We start from the raw sequence: 16312 nt of genomic DNA, 5'->3' as shown, positions 1-16312 counted from the left end.
CCTTAATATCTGATTTTAATAAGACATTTTAATAAATATTTTATTTTAGTAATTATAAGTTTTTATAATTATTCTACTTTTTACAAAATGTATTAAATTAAAATATTTAAAATAAGATATACTTATAATTTAAATTTTATATATTTTATAAAGATATATAGTTTACCATTATACTATAATAAGGAAAGATTATGGCAAGACTTGTCGTTTTAGGGGGAGGTGTATCTGGGCACACCGCTGCAACATTTGCAGCAAAGTGGCTTGGTAAATCACATGAAGTTGTAGTTGTTACTCCAAATTCACAATGGAATTGGATACCATCAAATCTTTGGGTTGGGGTAGGAGAAATGGTCAAAGAAGATGTAGTTTTTGATTTGGCCCCTGTATATAAAAAAGCTGGTATTATATATAAGCAAGCAAAAGCATTATCTATTCATCCTGATGGAAAAACTGAAAATTTTAAACCTTATGTAACTATTGAATATACTAGTGAAGATAAAGCTTCACAAACAGAAGAACTTACTTATGATTATTTAATTAATGCAACTGGTCCAAAATTAAATTTTGCTGCAACTCCAGGATTAGATCCAGATGTTGATGGAAATACAGTCTCTGTTTGCACAGCAGATCACGCTGTTCATGCATACCATGAACTTGAAAAATGTATTGAAAAAATGGTAAAAGGTGAAAATCAAACTATTTTAGTAGGAACAGGACATGGGTTATGCACTTGTCAAGGTGCTGCTTTTGAATATATTTTCAATCTTGAACATATACTTAAAAAAAGAGGTATTAGAGAAAAGGCTAATTTAGTTTGGATATCAAATGAACAGACATTAGGTGACTTTGGAATGGGAGGAATGCATCTTCATAGAGGTGGATACCTAACTCATTCAAGAATATTTACAGAATCAATTTATGCAGAAAGAGGACTTAGTTGGATTACAGGTGCTCATGTAAATAAAATAGAAAAAGGTATAGCACATTATGAGCTATTAAATGGAGAATACCATTCTCAAGAATTTGATCTTGCTATGTTACTTCCACCATTTGCTGGAGTTGGTTTAAAAGCATATGATAAAGAAGGAAATGATATTACAGATATACTTTTTGCTCCAAATGGATTTTTAAAAGTTGATGCAGATTACACTTCAAAAGAGTATGATGATTGGAAAGCTAGTGATTGGCCAGAAACATTACAAAATCCAACTTACAAAAATATTTTTGCTGTTGGAATTGCCTTTGCACCGCCACACTCAATTTCAAAACCACAAAAATCACCAAATGGTACAATGATAACGCCAACACCACCAAGAACTGGAATGCCAAGTGGAATTATGGGCAAAGCAGTTGCTCACTCAATTTGCGATATGATTAATGGAAAATCAACTACTCCTACACATACAGCAAGTATGAGTAGTATGGGAGCAGCTTGTATTGCAAGTACGGGTAAAGGTTTCTTTACAGGAACAGCTGCAGCAATGACAGTTTATCCAGTAGTTCCAGACTATGAAAAATATCCAGAAACAGGAAGAGACCAAGACTCAACTTTTGGAGAAGTAGGAACAGCAGGACATTGGATTAAACATTTGTTGCACTATATGTTTATGTATAAAGCTCAGTTAAAACCGGGCTGGACTTTAATCCCAGAATAATAGGAGAAATATTATTATGAATAAAAATACGAAACCTTATGAACAAGCATATTATCCACCAAAACCAAGTAAATTTGTAAAATTTATGAGAACTTGTATCTTATGGCAAATTGTTAGGTTTACAGTAATTAATATTAAGATGATATTGGTTGTAAGAAAATCGCACTAAGTGAATAAAGAAGTTAAATCTTCTTTATTATTAATCTATTTTGAAGAGGTAAACCTCTTCGCTTTCTTACTTTTCAAGACCAAAAAGTAAGAAATGCAAAGACCCAAAGAGGTCTTCATGAGAGGAGAGTTTTATTTCTTAACTCAATGATTTAAGTTCAGCCTCTACTTTAACTAATTTCTCTTCAGCCTGTGCTAAACCTGCTTTATTTTCTTCAATTACATGAGAAGGAGCATTAGCTACAAATTTTTCATTTGATAACATTCCTGATAATTTTGATATCTCTTTTTCTAATTTCTCTTTTTGACGAGTTAGTTTATTAATAATAGGAGTCATATCAATTTCACCTGTTGGTAAATAAACTTCAAGATTATTAGAAACATCAGTTATTGAATTTTCTACTTTTGCATCAACAAACTCAATATTTTCACACTTACTAAGTTTTTCAATAAATGGTTTTGCTAAATCTTTATCAATATCTGTATCAAGTTTTATATATGCTTTTGATATTTTACTATTACCCATATCAATAACAACTTTTGCTCTTCTTATTGCAGTAATAGCTTCTTCAATGATAGCAAACATATTTTCTGCTTTTTCATCTTTTGGTAAATCTTTTGGATAATTCATAATCATAATAGAATCAGAATTTTCAAGTTCACTACCACTTAAATTTTGATATAAATATTCAGATATAAATGGCATAAATGGAGAAGTTAATTTTAGAGTCTCTTTAAATATTGCTCCAAGTTCTACAATTGAATCTTTACTAGCTTTTGAATACTCAATACCCCAGTCACAAAATTCATTCCAAACAAATCTATATAAACTTGCAGCAGCTTCATTAAATTTATAAGTATCAAGGTTTTCTCTTACTTCATCTACTGCTGTTGAAAGTTTAGAAAGCATATATTTACCAAGTGCCGTTTTAACTTCTATTTCATTTAATTCAGGGAAAGTCTTTACATTTAATTGTAAGAAATTAGCTGCATTATAAAATTTATTTGTAAAGTTTCTATATAATTCAAGATGTTTTTTACCAAGTTTAATATCTCTTCCTTGAACTGCTAAATAAGCAAGTGAAAATCTTACAATATCAGCACTAAACTCTTCAACCATATCTAATGGATCAATTACATTACCTTTAGATTTTGACATTTTTTGTCCATTTTCATCTCTTACAAGTGCATGCATATAGATATGTTTAAATGGTAACTCACCTTTAAAATGTTCACCCATCATCATCATTCTAGCAACCCAGAAAAACATGATATCAAAACCAGTAATTAATAAGCTATTTGGATAAAAATCTTTTAAATCTGTATCTTTAAATGTATCAGCCATTTTTCCATTATTACCCCAACCAAGTGGAGAAAATGACCACAATGCAGAACTAAACCAAGTATCTAATACATCTGGGTCTTGAGTATAATTTTTACTATTACAATGAGGACAAGCTTCTGGCTCATCTGCTTTGTCTGCCCATTCGTGATTACAATCATTACAAGTAAATACTGGGATTCTATGCCCCCACCATAATTGTCTTGAAATACACCAATCTCTTAACTCATCCATCCATGCTCTATATGAATTAATCCAATGACTTGGAAAGAATTTAGTCAAACCTGCATATGTTTTTTCAATACTTCCTTTTGCTACTTCTTTTTTAACAAACCATTGCTTAGAAACATAAGGTTCAACAATATTTTTACATCTATAACAATGCCCTACTTGATGAATATGCTCTTCAATTTTTACAATATAACCCTCATCTTTAAGTTTTTTAACAATTGGTTCTCTTGCTTCAAGTCTTTCTAAACCAGCGAATTCACCACAATATTCATTTAAAATACCTTTTTCATCAAAACATGTAATTGATTCTAAATTGTGTCTTTTACCAACTTCATAGTCATTTTGATCATGTGCAGGAGTTACTTTAACAACACCAGTTCCAAATTCCATATCAACATGTTCATCTGTAATTATTTTGATTTTTCTATTTGTTAAAGGAAGTAAAACTTCTTTTCCAACAATATTTTTATATCTTTGATCATCTGGGTGAACCATAATTGCAGTATCACCAAAATAAGTTTCAGGTCTTGTTGTAGCAACAGTAACATGTCCACTTCCATCTGCAAAATGGTAGTTCATATGATAAAAATTACCTTTTACTTCATCATGTTCAACTTCAATATCAGAAAGTGCCCCATCATGTGTACACCAATTTACCATATAATTATTTTGAACAATCATACCTTCATTATATAAATGAACAAAAGCTTCTTTAACTGCTTCTTTTAATCCATCATCCATAGTAAATCGTTCTCTTTTCCAAGCTGGAGTAACTCCAAGTTTTCTCATTTGATGAACGATATTTCCACCTGATTTTTCTTTTTGTTGCCATGCTCTTTCTAAGAACTTTTCTCTACCTAGTTCTTCTTTTGTAGTACCTTCTGCTAAAAGTTGTTTTTCTACTATATTTTGTGTAGCAATACCTGCATGGTCAGTTCCTGGTTGCCATAATGTTTTATACCCATCCATTCTTTTATATCTTGTAATAATATCTTGAAGGGTAAAAGTAAGGGCATGCCCAATATGTAAACTTCCTGTTACATTTGGAGGAGGCATCATAATTGCAAAGTTTTTATCTTTTTGTTGAATAGATTTATTCCCATCTACTTCAAAATAACCTCTATCTTCCCATATTTTATAAAATTTATCTTCGATTTTTGAGGGTTCGTACTTTTCACTCATAAAAATTCCTATCAATTTAATTCTACGCGATTATATCTATATTTTGCTTAGTAAGATATTTCATAAATTTAATCAATTTTTATAAGTTATTTTAGTATTTCATCCATATTTTCTACAATTGAACCATCAATTTTTCCTTTGCTAGCTTCAATTTTCATAATTTTTATTGCTTCACTATGGGAATATTTTTCTCTATAGACTTTTTTTTGAGTCAATGCATCATAAATATTAAGATTGATTAAAACCCTATCTTTTAAGCTAAGATCTTTCGCATCTAAAGAGTAAACATATCCACTTCCATCAAGTTTTTCTTGAACTTTTATTGCCCATTTTAATATATCATTAAAGCCCATTATATTTGACAAAACTTTTTTCGTATAATAAGGGTAAGTTCTAATTTTTTCATATTCATGAGTAGTTAAAGTCTGTTTTTTTTCTAATAATTCTTCTGAAAATACTAATTTTCCTAATCTACATAAACAAGCAGATATTTGTAAAGTGAGTTTATCTTTATGTTCAAATCCATAAAAATTAGATATTTTTTCAACATAATTAATTAATTTACTATTTGGATTTTCAAGTATTAAGAAAGTCTTTGTCATATTTAAAATATTTTCAAAATTAACTACAGTTGTATAATCATCAAGCAAATTATAAATAAATAATAATATATCATTTTCATCTTCTAAATCTAACCAAAAAGATGTTTTTTGAGAAACTTCTAAAAAAGTATCTACCAATTTCTCATCGAAAAGAGTATTTTTATTATTTACTAAAAACTCAATTGCTTTATTTTTTATCTTTGGATTAAATTCTGAAAAATCAAAATTTTCATTTAATTGTGAACAAAGTGCTATAATTTGAGAATTTAATGGTATTTCATTATCTTTTTTACCAAAAATTCCACTTCCATCAAAATGCTCTTTTTGATATAAAAGTATATCATTTTGCTTTGTTAAAAATTCAAACTCCTTTATATATTCATTTGAAAGTTCACACATTTGTTTATCATCATTACTTCTATAAAGTCCAATATTACTACATAAACAATATGAACATAAATCAGCTAGGTTTTTACTGTCAAAACCTAGCTTAATTGCCATATTTAAACTCATATATGTAACTCTTTTTAAATAACCTAAATTAGTATGTTTTTTATTTTTATTAATATAATCAAAAATAAAAGATGTAGCTAATAAAAAGTTATTTAAATTAAAAAGAATCTGTTTTTTTTTATCCATATATATTACTCTTCATCTAATTTTACAATTGCATTTACAGAAGGATCTGTCATATCTAAATCTAAATGTACACCATCTTTTACTTCAACTAATGTTACATTTAAACCTTTTTGTTTTGCAATATTATAAAAGTCTATAGTATTTTTTGGTTTAGAAATAGTATCTTTTGTACCATAAACAAGAGCAATTTTTGTATTTTTATCAATTTTATCTATTACGTCAATTGCTGAAATCAATCCTTTTGCATCTGTTTTTTTATGAATATCATAAACTCCACCAGCACATAAAAGATTATTTATGAGATTTGGATTTGTTCCTGTTAATGTTGCACCAATACTGCAACCTGCACTATGTCCTATATATGTAATAGTTTTTGCATTAAATTTAGTTTTAAAAGCATTAATTAACGAAGATAAAAAAGATAAGTACTCTTTTTTATAAACTAAGTTTTTTTCAGTTTTAGAACCGATTGATTTTAAATTATTCAAAGAAGATTTTGAATAACCAGGAAGTGCTACTGCAATTGTAGGAACATCTGTTTCAAAAGATAAGTTTTCAGCAAAGGGAGCATATCTTCCTAAAACATTTGTACCTTCATCCCATGTTCCATGAACAACAATATTAAGTTTATCTTTTTGTTCACCAGAATATTTTTTATAATTGATACATTCACCACCTGCAAAAATAAAATCATCACCCAACTTTGTACATTGAGATTTAGAAATATTTTGTGCATTAAGCCAACAAGCACTTAAAACTAGCCCTGAAATAAAAATCTTTTTTAACATATTATCTCCTTTTAATAAGCATTAATTCCTATGTATCCTGCAACTTTTCTTTCTATAATTTCTGCTATTCCTGCTTGTACAAATTCAACACCATCTAAAAAATCTTTTTCTTTCCAATGCATTGAATCCATTGTATTTTTACAACCAATAAATTCAACATCATATTGCATCAAAGATTTAATTCTTGTTTTAGTTGCTTTATCAAAATCTTTTCTTAATATTCTAAGACCTTTTCCATATGCAACAACAACCATATGTAAACTTTCAGCAGGATATTCTTTTTGAATATTATACATCGATCCAAGTGTTGCATTTACTTTTTTCAAATCTGCTGTGTGAATAGAAAAAATAACTTTTCTTGGATTATCAAATGTTGGAATAGGTTCTGAAAAATTACTTCTTGCAAAACAAAATACTCCCAACATTATAATTAATATGATTTTTTTCATTATGACTCCTTTATAGCTACATTCATTTGTTTTTTTACTATACCATTAGTCAATATTTTACAATATAAACCTCTATGCATGTTTAAAAGTTTAGGTAATTTTTTATCAAATTTACTTAAATGACTACAAACAGTACAAATTTGAGTAATTTCAATTTGTGTATTTTCAATATTAAAAATATCTCCAACTTTATAATTATGTGGATCAAAATCTACTAAAATATTTTCACCTAAACTTCCATATTTTAAATTTATACCTTGTCTTTTTGCAATTTCATAGGATTCTATACCAACAATAAGTACAGTTCTATCTAATTTTTTACCTGCAAATTTATCATGTTCAATTCCAAAATCTTTTATTAAATTTAAACTTTTAACTTCAGGTCTATAATCTAATGTTGTATCTTTTGTAGCACTAAAAGTACCTATAACTTTTCCAATAATATTATTCATTTACATTCTCATTTATAATTTCTAAAAAATCTTTTTTATTCCAACTACCAATTACACTATTAAGATATTTACCATTTTTATCTAATATAAAAAAACTAGGAGTTATTTTTTTGTAGTGCTTTTTTAAATTAAAGGGTAATTTTTCTTTAAATACATCCACTTTAACAAAAATATAATTTTTATCTATTGCATTTTGTACCTCTTTTAAAGAAAAAACATTTTTGTCCATTCTTTTACAATAAATACATTCTTGTGATTTAGCATACACAAGTATTTGCTTATTACTTAGTTTTGCTTTAGAGATAATTTTATTTTCGTTAATATTTGCAAAAGATAAACAGCAAGATAGCATTATTAAAATTAGTATTTTTTGTATCATATAGCCCACCTTTTCAAATTAATAAATCTTAAAAAAAAACTTATTACTTTGAAAAGCATAAAGCAATTAAATACTTTATACTTTTGTGCTTAATTAAACAATTCCTGGATTATTTTTAATTCCAACAATATCAGGAGTATCTACATTTAGATTTTTTATATGTTTAACATTTTTTAGATATTTTTCAACCGTTTCCCATACAGGTTCACCAGAAGATTTTGCATTAACTGTAGCCCAACCTGCAACTTTATAAAGTTTGTTTGGCTCAATTTTTTCACCTGTTCTTGTAAGAGTCATTGAAGAAATTCTTTTACCTATTTTTTCAATTGGATTAATTTTATATGAAATTCCACCTGTTCTTACCATATCTCCACCTTGTTGATAGAACGGATCAACATTAAATAGATTATCAGCAACATCTTCTAAAACAAGTTTAATATCACTACCTTTCATATTTCTAACATAAGTTTCAGGATAAGTCATTGCAGTTTGAGTCATCAAATCATCAAATGTAATTACTTGTCCAGGCATAACAGATGTTCCCCATCTAAAACCAGGAGAAAATGCAATCTCTGCATCTTTAATTTCAAGAAGAGCATCACAAATAATTTGATCCCAAGAACCATTAAAATTACCTCTTCTAAATAAAGTTATATCAGTTGTAGCAATTTGTCTATTTAAGTCTTTTGCATAAGGTTTTCTTACACCTTCAATATACTCTTTCATTTTTTTATCTTCAGGAATTAAATCAGAGAAGATTGGTAATAGAGTAAATTTAAAGTCTTTTATTTTTCCATTTTGAATATCAAGATCAAGTACATTTAAGAACTTACCATTTGATCCTGCATTACATACATATGTAACACCTTCTGCATTCTTAACTGGTACTGCTTCAGGAATTCCATCATGTGTGTGACCACCCATAATAAAGTCAACTCCAGTAACAACATTTGCCATTTTTTTATCTGTATCAAAACCATTATGAGAAAGTACAATAATAGCATCGGGTTTTTCAGTCTCTTTGATGTTATTAACAACATCTTGCATATTTTCATCATTGATAGAAAAACTCCAATCAGGAATAAATCTACCAGGATTAGCAATTGTAGTATAAGGGAATGCTTGACCAATAATAGCTACTCTTGCTTTACCCATTTTTTTAATAGTATATGGTTTAAAAGCATAACCTTCATCCATATCATATGCTTGTTTTGCAATTTCTGTCTCTTCAAATAAGGCATCTTCTTTTACTTTTACATTTTGAGCTAAAAATTCTGCATTTAAAAGTTTTACATTTTCTAAAACTTCTTTTGCTTTATAAGTAAATTCCCAGTGACCAACAGCAACATCAACACCAAGTAAATTCATAGCACCAACCATATCTTTACCTCTTGTCCATAATGCAGTTGCACTACCTTGCCAAGTATCCCCACCATCTAATAGTAAAGTTTTGTCATCACCAAAAGTGTTTTTTAAGTAATCAACAACAGTTTTTATTTGTGCATATCCACCTGTTTTACCCATAGCTTTTGCATGTTTTTCAAAATCTACACAAGTATATGCATACTCTAGTCTTTTGTTGTTTTTTATTCCATAATAATCTAAAAATTTTTCTCCTACAATATGTGGAGGTTTACCGTAATTTTCATGAAAACCTAAATTTACACTTGGCTCTCTAAAATATAATGGTATTAACTGAGCATGAGAGTCAGTCATATGCAATAAACGAGCATTACCAAATGGCTTAAGTTTATAATAATCACTTAATTTATTAGTATTAGTCATTCTTGTATGAGAATTTGCAAATACTGGGGCAGCACCAAGTACTGCCATCATATATATAAATTCTCTTCTACTTAATTTACTCATATAAAATATCCTTAATTTTTTGCTGCACTACCTGCAACTGTATATCCTAAAGACGTCCACGCTTGCATTCCACCTCTATAATATTTTATTTTATCAACAGGATAACCTAAAGTAAGAAGTGAATATTTTGCATTTTTAATCATTCCAGGAGTTTGTCCACACCAATATCCATTACAATATAATACAAGTGTTTTTGCATTTGAAAAATCCAAAGAACCATCATCTTTATAAACAACACCCATATAATCTTCTAATGCATCAATTGCATCATATTTATCATTAAAATTTGTATATGGAACATTTTTAGCACCTGGAATTCTTAATTTTGCATACCATCCTGGTGTACGTGTGTCTATAATTGCAATATTTGAATCTTTTTGGGCTTTTTTCATATAATCAATAAATTCTAACTCTCCAATTGTTTCAACACCTTTTGCTAATACAATTGGTTGAGGAACACCTCTTGCTGTAATATTGTATAAATCAGATATTTTATTTTTCATATCCTGATTTCTTTGAAGAGTAAAAGTTTTTCCATTTAATGTAATATCAAGAGATTTTACACCTGGAATAATAGGAACAAAATTATTACTATCTTCAGCATTTAAAGATGTAAAAGCTAATGCACCAACAATTACTGTTTTTATAAATTTATTTACCATACTCATATTAAACCCTTTCATAAATAAAAGACAAAAAATGTCTTTTATAAATTAAATAAGTATTAATTAATATTTATACCCATCACCAGGAACGGCTAATCTCCAAGTAGTTTTTGCATCTTTTTCTTGTGTTAATGCAGCAATTGCAAATTTACAAGCTCTTTGTGCAGCAAAATCTATTGGTAAAACAGTTTTAGAAATTTTTCCTTTGAAATCTTTTGGATTTACCTCTTTAGCACCAGTTTTAATACCTTCTTCTACGGCTTCAATTAATTGACTATTATTTACACCAAGTCTTCTAAACTCAACGCCTCTTTCAATAGCAATTTTATTATATTCTTTTGCTGTTTGTATTACTTTTTCTAGTCCATTTAATTTTACATCACAAACTTTTTTTTCATCAAGTTTTTGTGCACTTTGAAATGAAGGAGAATTTGAACTCACACAAGCACTAAAAGTAATGGCTGTAACTGCAATTAGTGATAAATTTATTAACTTATTCATAATTTTCTCCTTTTATTTTCTTACGTCTGGACCATCAACTGGCATTCCATTTGACATATATGCCATGAAATATAATAATTCATGCATTTGTTTACTGTCAACTTTTGGTGGAACTTGACCTTGATCTTTGATACAACCTGCAATTCTTCTTTCTAATGTACCTAAAGAACCCCATTTCAATCTATAAACTGGGAAATGAGTAGTTTGTCCTAATAATGGAGAAAGTTTTTCATTTCTAACTCTTTCACCTGCTCCTTGAACATGGCAAGTTGCACATGACATTTTTAAATATCCTCTTTGAGTATAGTAATATTCTTTTCCTCTTGCATAAGCTTCTTGTGCTTCTTTATTAGGAATTTTAACATCCACTTTTTTCTCAGCATCTGCAGATGAAGAAGCAAGGAAAGCTTCAAATTTAGCCATTTTTCCTTTTTTTGCATTCCATTTTTTTTCACCATTATCAACTAAACATTGATTAATAGCAGTTGTCAAAGAAATAACTTTTTTCTTTTCTAAATCATAATATGGATATGTTCCAGCAACTGTTGGATCAGGAAAACATGTAGCTAAAGATTTACCATTTGCAAATTTTTTAGTATAAAGAGCTTCACCTTCTTCAATTTTGTCTTCATAAGGAGGAAACTCTTTAATTGCTTCATATTGTTCTCTTGCATCTTTTGCATATGCATAACTTCCAATTGCAAAATCCATATGTTTTAATCCCTTATCATAATCATTTTTCAACTCATCATCAGTTGAGTAAGGGAAAAATCTATTTTTTTCTTTATAAGGATTTGCAAATTTTGCTTCAAAATATTTAACTAATTCATTCTTATCTTTTTGTGCTTGTTTATCAAATTCACTTGCATTTAATGTAATTAATGCAAGTGAAAGAAATGATACAACTTTTAATAGTTTCATTAACATACTATCTCCTTGTTTTAGTTATACAATTACTATCTAATCTTAGCGTTACTAACTACTTTAGTACCTTTTAAATCTACCCAAGTGATTGTGATTTTGTCACCTTTTTGTGCACCTGTAAATGCAAACTTAATATAAGGATCTTTTGATAAGAATTGAGAAGTAGATACTTCAAAAACTACTTTACCATTAACTTCAGCAACAAAATAAGTAATAAAATTTGCTTCTTTTTTTGCTCTTTCTGCTTCAACATAACTTAACATTGGGTGTTTTGATAGTGTTTTAACTCTAACAACACCATTTCTTAATTTTGCTTTGATTCTTGTTTTTGCCATTATTTATCCTTCAATATATCTTTTAAAAATTAGTTGTAGATTGAGCTAAATCAACCACCACATCCACCAATAGTTACTTTTACTAATTTAGAAACTTTATATAATTTTCCATCTGCTTGTGCAATTACTGTAACTGTTCCAGTTTTAGCAAGTTTAATTCTAAGTGCATAATCAATTACTGCATTATCAGGAATACTGTACACTGCTACTGCACTCTCTGGATTCGCATCTTGGAAAACTGCTATTTTAGTTGCTTTTAATTCACTTTCAAAAGATACAGGAACAACAGCACCATTTTCAGCTATATCTGGAGCTTTTAATTTAATTTTACTTGCACCATCAACTGTAGATGTTGAACCAAATACTTCTTTTACTGCTGCATCAACTTTTTTTGCTTTCCAAATGTTTGGTTTTGTTTCTCTAAAATTAACAGCATTTAACTTATTTGGAGCTACTGCTACACCAAATGCTAATAACCCTAATCCTAAAAATTCTCTTCTGTTTAACATTTTATATCCTTACTATTAATTTATTGTTTTTAAATAAGCAATAAGTGCTTTAATTTGATGATCACTTAACCATCCATTTTTACCAAAAGCTGGCATTTGTGAAATTGGATTTGTTGTATATGGATTATAAATCTTCTCATACAACGCCTCATCTGGCCATGATGACAAATATTGTAATTTTGGCCCCATACTTCCTGGACCATTTATTTCCTTACCATTTGCTGCATGACAGGCAAGGCAATTCCCTAAATTTTTAGTATTAAAAATTTTTTCACCCTCTTTTACTAACTGCATGTTTTCTGATGCTAGCGAACTAACCGAAAACAACCCACAAGTAAGACTTGCAAGTAAAATTGATTTAGCTAATTTCATGACAAATACTCTCCTTTCTTTTATTTACTAGATTCTACCATATAATCTACAGTTTTCTTAATATCTTCATCTGAAATATCAGGATGTCCACCTTTTGGTGGCATTGCATTAATTCCATTTAAAGCATTATGATAAACTTTTTTCATTCCTTGTTTAACTACTTTTGCCCATGCATCTTTATCACCAAGAACTGGAGCACCGATTGCTTTATTCCCATGACACATTTTACAATTTGCTTCATATATAGTTTTACCTACACTTGAAGTTTCAGAGTCTTTAGCCTTTGGTAAATCTCTTTTTGTAGACAATGGTTGATTTGCATCTTCTGATAAATCATGTTTAATTCTTAAAACTAAATCACTAACTTTACCTTTAATACAATCTTTCATACATCTAGTACCTATACCATAATTTTTTGCATCTGCAAGAAACTTAGTAATGTTTTTTACACCTTGTTTTGGATCATTAGGTGTATCAACATTTGGATAAAAACCATTTTCATTTGGCATTTTAATTTTAGAAAAATTTGCTTTATTTAAAATAAAATCATAATCTAATTCTTTTCCATCAATTTTAATATTATTAACAGATAATAAATAAGCCACTAATGCATATGTTTCACTATTAGATAGTGTTTTGGGATTTGTAAATGGCATTGAGTCTTTAATATACCAAAAAAGTGTACTTGCATATGGCCAATATGTACCAATTGTTTTAAATGGCCCAGTAGGATTTGGATTCATATCTGCTGGATCTAATCTTTGAAGTTTCAATGAACTTATAGATCCACCTGATAGTGTTGGATAACCTTTTCCACCTGCACCAAAATCACCATGACAGCTAGCACATTTTTCATCATAAAGTTCTTCTCCAAATTCTACACTTCCTTGTGCAATTATTGGCTTTTTATCTTTTCCAATTATTGGTTTTCCACTTTTTGTATCATATTTAGGAAGTCCTTCCCCATCAGGTCTTACATCAACATTCCATGCATTGATTTCATCTTGTGTAGCTTTTCTACCAAAATTAAAATCTTTATTTTTATAATCAATAACATGATATTGAGTATACATACCATTTTTTACTGGATATTTTTTCCCACCATCAACTGCTGTGTTTTCATTTGCATATAACATTCCTGAAATTGCAAATACACATAAAAGTGACTTTAGAAGAGTACTAGGCTTTTTTGTGTTTTCTAATTTGTACATTATTACACTCCCCTTTTTTTGTAATTTCCCAAGTTACAATTGCATTTCTATGATAAACTGATTCAACACCAACTTTTGAAGTCTCTTGATCAATTGTTGGTTGAGTATGATTATTATCATCAGTAGCTCTACTTGAAAGGAATAAAGGCTTTCCTTCCCATCTCATCATATAACTAAATCTAGTCCATGATTTTGGTAAAACTAAGCCTTTTAAATTTGCTTCTATCCAATTATCTCCACCATCTAAAGAGATATCAACGTGTTTAATAGTACCTGTTCCAGACCATGCAAGCCCTTCAACTTCTACTAAATCGCCTTTTTTAAGATGTGTCCATGGCTTTTCAGGACATGGAGATGTAATTACTGAATTAACCTCATTTGCCCAAAAATATTGAATTGCTTTACCAGATTTTTGTAACATTGTATATTTTGAAGTCTCTTCTTTAGAGTGCCATGGCTTATCAGAAAATTCCAATCTTCTTAACCATTTAGTATTTAAATTTCCTTCCCAACCAGGAACAATAAGTCTTACAGGATAACCTTGTTCAGGTCTTAATGCTTCACCATTTTGAGCCCATGCAACCATGATGTCATCAAGAGCTTTTTCAACAGGAATTGTTCTTGGATTACTTGCATCATCACTACCTTCAGCTAACATCCAAACAGCATCTTTTTCTAAACCAATATCTTCTAAAATAGTTTTAAGCATAACTCCTGTCCATTGTGCTGAACTCATCATACCTTTCATAAATTGTAAACTATTAAATTGTGGACCTCTCCATTCTGGACTTCCATTAGCTGGACATTCAATAAAATGGATTCTTGTTTCACTTGGATATTTTTTCAATTCTTCTAAAGTTAAAACGATTGGCTTTTTAACTTTACCATGTATCATTAATCGCCATTCATTTGGATTTACCTGAGCAGTCCCTCCATGATTTCTAGTAAAAAATAGACCATTTGGTGTAATTATACCTTCAGATTCATGTATTGGGCACATAGAGATTGAAGCATACGAATCACCTGATGATAAAAGGTCATGTGTTCTTCTTATATTATTATGTTCATAAGCAGAAGGTATTCCATACAAATTTTTGTCAACTGGATCACCTAATTTTGTTCCCCAAGGAGCCTCTTGCATTATCTCTTTTTCATTTGCACTCAATAAAGTTGGAGATATAGCTGAAGTACCTAGAGCACCTACAGAATAGAATAAACTCTTTTTAAAAAAATCTCTTCTTGAAAGATTTTTTTCAGATTTATCATTCAACTTAACTTTTACAAGCTTATTGTCTTTCATTTTAGAACCTCCCTAAATGATACAACTTATTATCAATAAATATAGCTAAAATTAATGTATTAAGCTAATACATTTATTAATTTTTCTTATTTTAATAAAATTGTAGTAGAAAATAGTAGCATTTGCATAGCACTGTATATAAATACTTTTGTGATTTTTTTTTAAAAATAATGTATATTAATAAAATTTTATAATCAACAGATTAAATATTTTTTTTTAAATATTTTTTTTATTTTTAAAGTCATATTTTTATTTTTCTTTAAATTTTTATTATTAAGAATTTGAAAACTACTTAAATAAATGTTTACTTTTTACACTAATTTTATAAATTTATTTATAGTTTTAACTATAAATTACAGTTTTTTTATAATTATTTGTTACAATAAAGTTCCATAAATAAATTTAACTAGAAAAAGTATTAATCAGTGAAAAGAATTCTAAAAAATAAAACTCTTTTTTTTATTACCTCAGTTGCCATAATTACACTTATATTTCTTTGCTTTATCTACTTTATACTAATGGGTAATTATATAAAAATTGAGAAAAATCAAAATTATAAACATATTCAAATTTTTATCAATAATTTAGAAAATAAAATAAATACTGACAAAAAAATTACAGATTTAATTGAAAAAGATATGACTAATATTATAAATAAACACGAAATAACAAATTTTATGGAAAATATGGATATTTCTATTCTTATCACTTATCTTAAAAATAACATAAATTATAAGAC

General features: G+C 28.5%; 18 protein-coding genes. 3 read left to right on the top strand and 15 right to left on the bottom strand.

What is annotated here, in order from left to right:
* Positions 1 to 191: 191 nt before the first annotated feature.
* A complete protein-coding gene (locus CRU93_RS13080; RefSeq protein WP_129104645.1) occupies positions 192 to 1655 on the top strand; it encodes an NAD(P)/FAD-dependent oxidoreductase in 1464 nt (487 codons plus the stop codon).
* Between the two features lie 16 nt (positions 1656 to 1671).
* Positions 1672 to 1824: a hypothetical protein gene (locus tag CRU93_RS14230; RefSeq protein WP_164967689.1), complete on the top strand. Its 153-nt coding sequence runs from the start codon at positions 1672 to 1674 to the stop codon at positions 1822 to 1824.
* 138 nt (positions 1825 to 1962) lie between these two features.
* Here the strand turns inward: CRU93_RS14230 and CRU93_RS13075 are convergent, their stop codons facing one another.
* From CRU93_RS13075 to soxC, 15 genes are all read right to left on the bottom strand, one after another.
* Positions 1963 to 4578, bottom strand: a complete 2616-nt coding sequence (locus CRU93_RS13075; protein WP_129104644.1) for a valine--tRNA ligase — start codon at positions 4576 to 4578, stop codon at positions 1963 to 1965.
* Between the two features lie 86 nt (positions 4579 to 4664).
* On the bottom strand, positions 4665 to 5819 hold the full coding sequence (locus CRU93_RS13070; RefSeq protein ID WP_129104643.1) for an HD-GYP domain-containing protein: 1155 nt from the start codon (positions 5817 to 5819) through the stop codon (positions 4665 to 4667).
* A gap of 5 nt (positions 5820 to 5824) precedes the next feature.
* Positions 5825 to 6607: an alpha/beta hydrolase gene (locus CRU93_RS13065; RefSeq protein ID WP_129104642.1), complete on the bottom strand. Its 783-nt coding sequence runs from the start codon at positions 6605 to 6607 to the stop codon at positions 5825 to 5827.
* 11 nt (positions 6608 to 6618) lie between these two features.
* Positions 6619 to 7056 carry a DsrE family protein gene (locus tag CRU93_RS13060; protein WP_258238932.1) on the bottom strand — a complete coding sequence of 146 codons (438 nt, stop codon included), beginning with the start codon at positions 7054 to 7056 and terminating at the stop codon, positions 6619 to 6621.
* Complete coding sequence (locus tag CRU93_RS13055; protein WP_129104640.1) at positions 7056 to 7508, bottom strand: MOSC domain-containing protein; 453 nt, start codon at positions 7506 to 7508, stop codon at positions 7056 to 7058. The genes CRU93_RS13060 and CRU93_RS13055 overlap by 1 nt, the downstream gene beginning before the upstream one ends.
* Complete coding sequence (locus CRU93_RS13050; protein WP_129104639.1) at positions 7501 to 7887, bottom strand: thioredoxin family protein; 387 nt, start codon at positions 7885 to 7887, stop codon at positions 7501 to 7503. Before CRU93_RS13050 ends, CRU93_RS13055 begins: the two co-directional genes overlap by 8 nt.
* 93 nt (positions 7888 to 7980) lie before the next feature.
* Positions 7981 to 9756, bottom strand: a complete 1776-nt coding sequence (soxB, locus tag CRU93_RS13045) for a thiosulfohydrolase SoxB (protein WP_129104638.1) — start codon at positions 9754 to 9756, stop codon at positions 7981 to 7983.
* Between the two features lie 11 nt (positions 9757 to 9767).
* Positions 9768 to 10424 carry a rhodanese-like domain-containing protein gene (locus CRU93_RS13040; protein WP_129104637.1) on the bottom strand — a complete coding sequence of 219 codons (657 nt, stop codon included), beginning with the start codon at positions 10422 to 10424 and terminating at the stop codon, positions 9768 to 9770.
* Between the two features lie 60 nt (positions 10425 to 10484).
* Positions 10485 to 10922 (bottom strand): hypothetical protein, encoded by a 438-nt coding sequence (locus CRU93_RS13035; protein ID WP_129104636.1) that lies wholly within the window; start codon positions 10920 to 10922, stop codon positions 10485 to 10487.
* Between the two features lie 12 nt (positions 10923 to 10934).
* Positions 10935 to 11849 carry a sulfur oxidation c-type cytochrome SoxA gene (gene soxA / locus CRU93_RS13030; protein WP_129104635.1) on the bottom strand — a complete coding sequence of 305 codons (915 nt, stop codon included), beginning with the start codon at positions 11847 to 11849 and terminating at the stop codon, positions 10935 to 10937.
* 29 nt (positions 11850 to 11878) lie between these two features.
* The gene (soxZ, locus tag CRU93_RS13025) at positions 11879 to 12181 is read right to left on the bottom strand and encodes a thiosulfate oxidation carrier complex protein SoxZ (RefSeq protein WP_129104634.1); all 303 of its coding nucleotides are present in this window, start codon (positions 12179 to 12181) and stop codon (positions 11879 to 11881) included.
* A gap of 50 nt (positions 12182 to 12231) precedes the next feature.
* A complete protein-coding gene (gene soxY / locus CRU93_RS13020) occupies positions 12232 to 12690 on the bottom strand; it encodes a thiosulfate oxidation carrier protein SoxY (RefSeq protein ID WP_129104633.1) in 459 nt (152 codons plus the stop codon).
* A 15-nt stretch (positions 12691 to 12705) separates the two neighbouring features.
* The gene (soxX, locus tag CRU93_RS13015) at positions 12706 to 13062 is read right to left on the bottom strand and encodes a sulfur oxidation c-type cytochrome SoxX (RefSeq protein WP_129104632.1); all 357 of its coding nucleotides are present in this window, start codon (positions 13060 to 13062) and stop codon (positions 12706 to 12708) included.
* Positions 13063 to 13082: 20 nt separating this feature from the next.
* Positions 13083 to 14273: a c-type cytochrome gene (locus tag CRU93_RS13010; RefSeq protein WP_129104631.1), complete on the bottom strand. Its 1191-nt coding sequence runs from the start codon at positions 14271 to 14273 to the stop codon at positions 13083 to 13085.
* Positions 14242 to 15573 (bottom strand): sulfite dehydrogenase, encoded by a 1332-nt coding sequence (gene soxC, locus CRU93_RS13005; RefSeq protein WP_129104630.1) that lies wholly within the window; start codon positions 15571 to 15573, stop codon positions 14242 to 14244. The genes CRU93_RS13010 and soxC overlap by 32 nt, the downstream gene beginning before the upstream one ends.
* Before the next feature lie 518 nt (positions 15574 to 16091).
* Here soxC and CRU93_RS14375 point away from each other — a divergent pair.
* The coding region (locus CRU93_RS14375; protein ID WP_258238931.1) for a hypothetical protein at positions 16092 to 16312 on the top strand (221 nt) is incomplete at its 3' end.

The sequence above is a fragment of the Arcobacter sp. CECT 8985 genome, from assembly GCF_004116495.1.
Taxonomy (GTDB): domain Bacteria; phylum Campylobacterota; class Campylobacteria; order Campylobacterales; family Arcobacteraceae; genus Malaciobacter.
Note: the sequence above shows the minus strand (reverse complement) of the source record. Positions and strands in the feature narration are given on the sequence as shown.

Coding starts and splice junctions, on each gene's coding strand:
- CRU93_RS13010 (WP_129104631.1), bottom strand. CDS start 14,273: ATGTACAAATTAGAAAACACAAAAAAGCCTAGTACTCTTCTAAAGTCA.
- CRU93_RS13075 (WP_129104644.1), bottom strand. CDS start 4,578: ATGAGTGAAAAGTACGAACCCTCAAAAATCGAAGATAAATTTTATAAA.
- soxA (WP_129104635.1), bottom strand. CDS start 11,849: ATGTTAATGAAACTATTAAAAGTTGTATCATTTCTTTCACTTGCATTA.
- CRU93_RS13060 (WP_258238932.1), bottom strand. CDS start 7,056: ATGAAAAAAATCATATTAATTATAATGTTGGGAGTATTTTGTTTTGCA.
- CRU93_RS13055 (WP_129104640.1), bottom strand. CDS start 7,508: ATGAATAATATTATTGGAAAAGTTATAGGTACTTTTAGTGCTACAAAA.
- CRU93_RS13035 (WP_129104636.1), bottom strand. CDS start 10,922: ATGAATAAGTTAATAAATTTATCACTAATTGCAGTTACAGCCATTACT.
- soxY (WP_129104633.1), bottom strand. CDS start 12,690: ATGTTAAACAGAAGAGAATTTTTAGGATTAGGGTTATTAGCATTTGGT.
- CRU93_RS14230 (WP_164967689.1), top strand. CDS start 1,672: ATGAATAAAAATACGAAACCTTATGAACAAGCATATTATCCACCAAAA.
- CRU93_RS13040 (WP_129104637.1), bottom strand. CDS start 10,424: ATGAGTATGGTAAATAAATTTATAAAAACAGTAATTGTTGGTGCATTA.
- CRU93_RS13050 (WP_129104639.1), bottom strand. CDS start 7,887: ATGATACAAAAAATACTAATTTTAATAATGCTATCTTGCTGTTTATCT.
- soxC (WP_129104630.1), bottom strand. CDS start 15,573: ATGAAAGACAATAAGCTTGTAAAAGTTAAGTTGAATGATAAATCTGAA.
- CRU93_RS13065 (WP_129104642.1), bottom strand. CDS start 6,607: ATGTTAAAAAAGATTTTTATTTCAGGGCTAGTTTTAAGTGCTTGTTGG.
- soxX (WP_129104632.1), bottom strand. CDS start 13,062: ATGAAATTAGCTAAATCAATTTTACTTGCAAGTCTTACTTGTGGGTTG.
- soxB (WP_129104638.1), bottom strand. CDS start 9,756: ATGAGTAAATTAAGTAGAAGAGAATTTATATATATGATGGCAGTACTT.
- soxZ (WP_129104634.1), bottom strand. CDS start 12,181: ATGGCAAAAACAAGAATCAAAGCAAAATTAAGAAATGGTGTTGTTAGA.
- CRU93_RS13080 (WP_129104645.1), top strand. CDS start 192: ATGGCAAGACTTGTCGTTTTAGGGGGAGGTGTATCTGGGCACACCGCT.
- CRU93_RS13070 (WP_129104643.1), bottom strand. CDS start 5,819: ATGGATAAAAAAAAACAGATTCTTTTTAATTTAAATAACTTTTTATTA.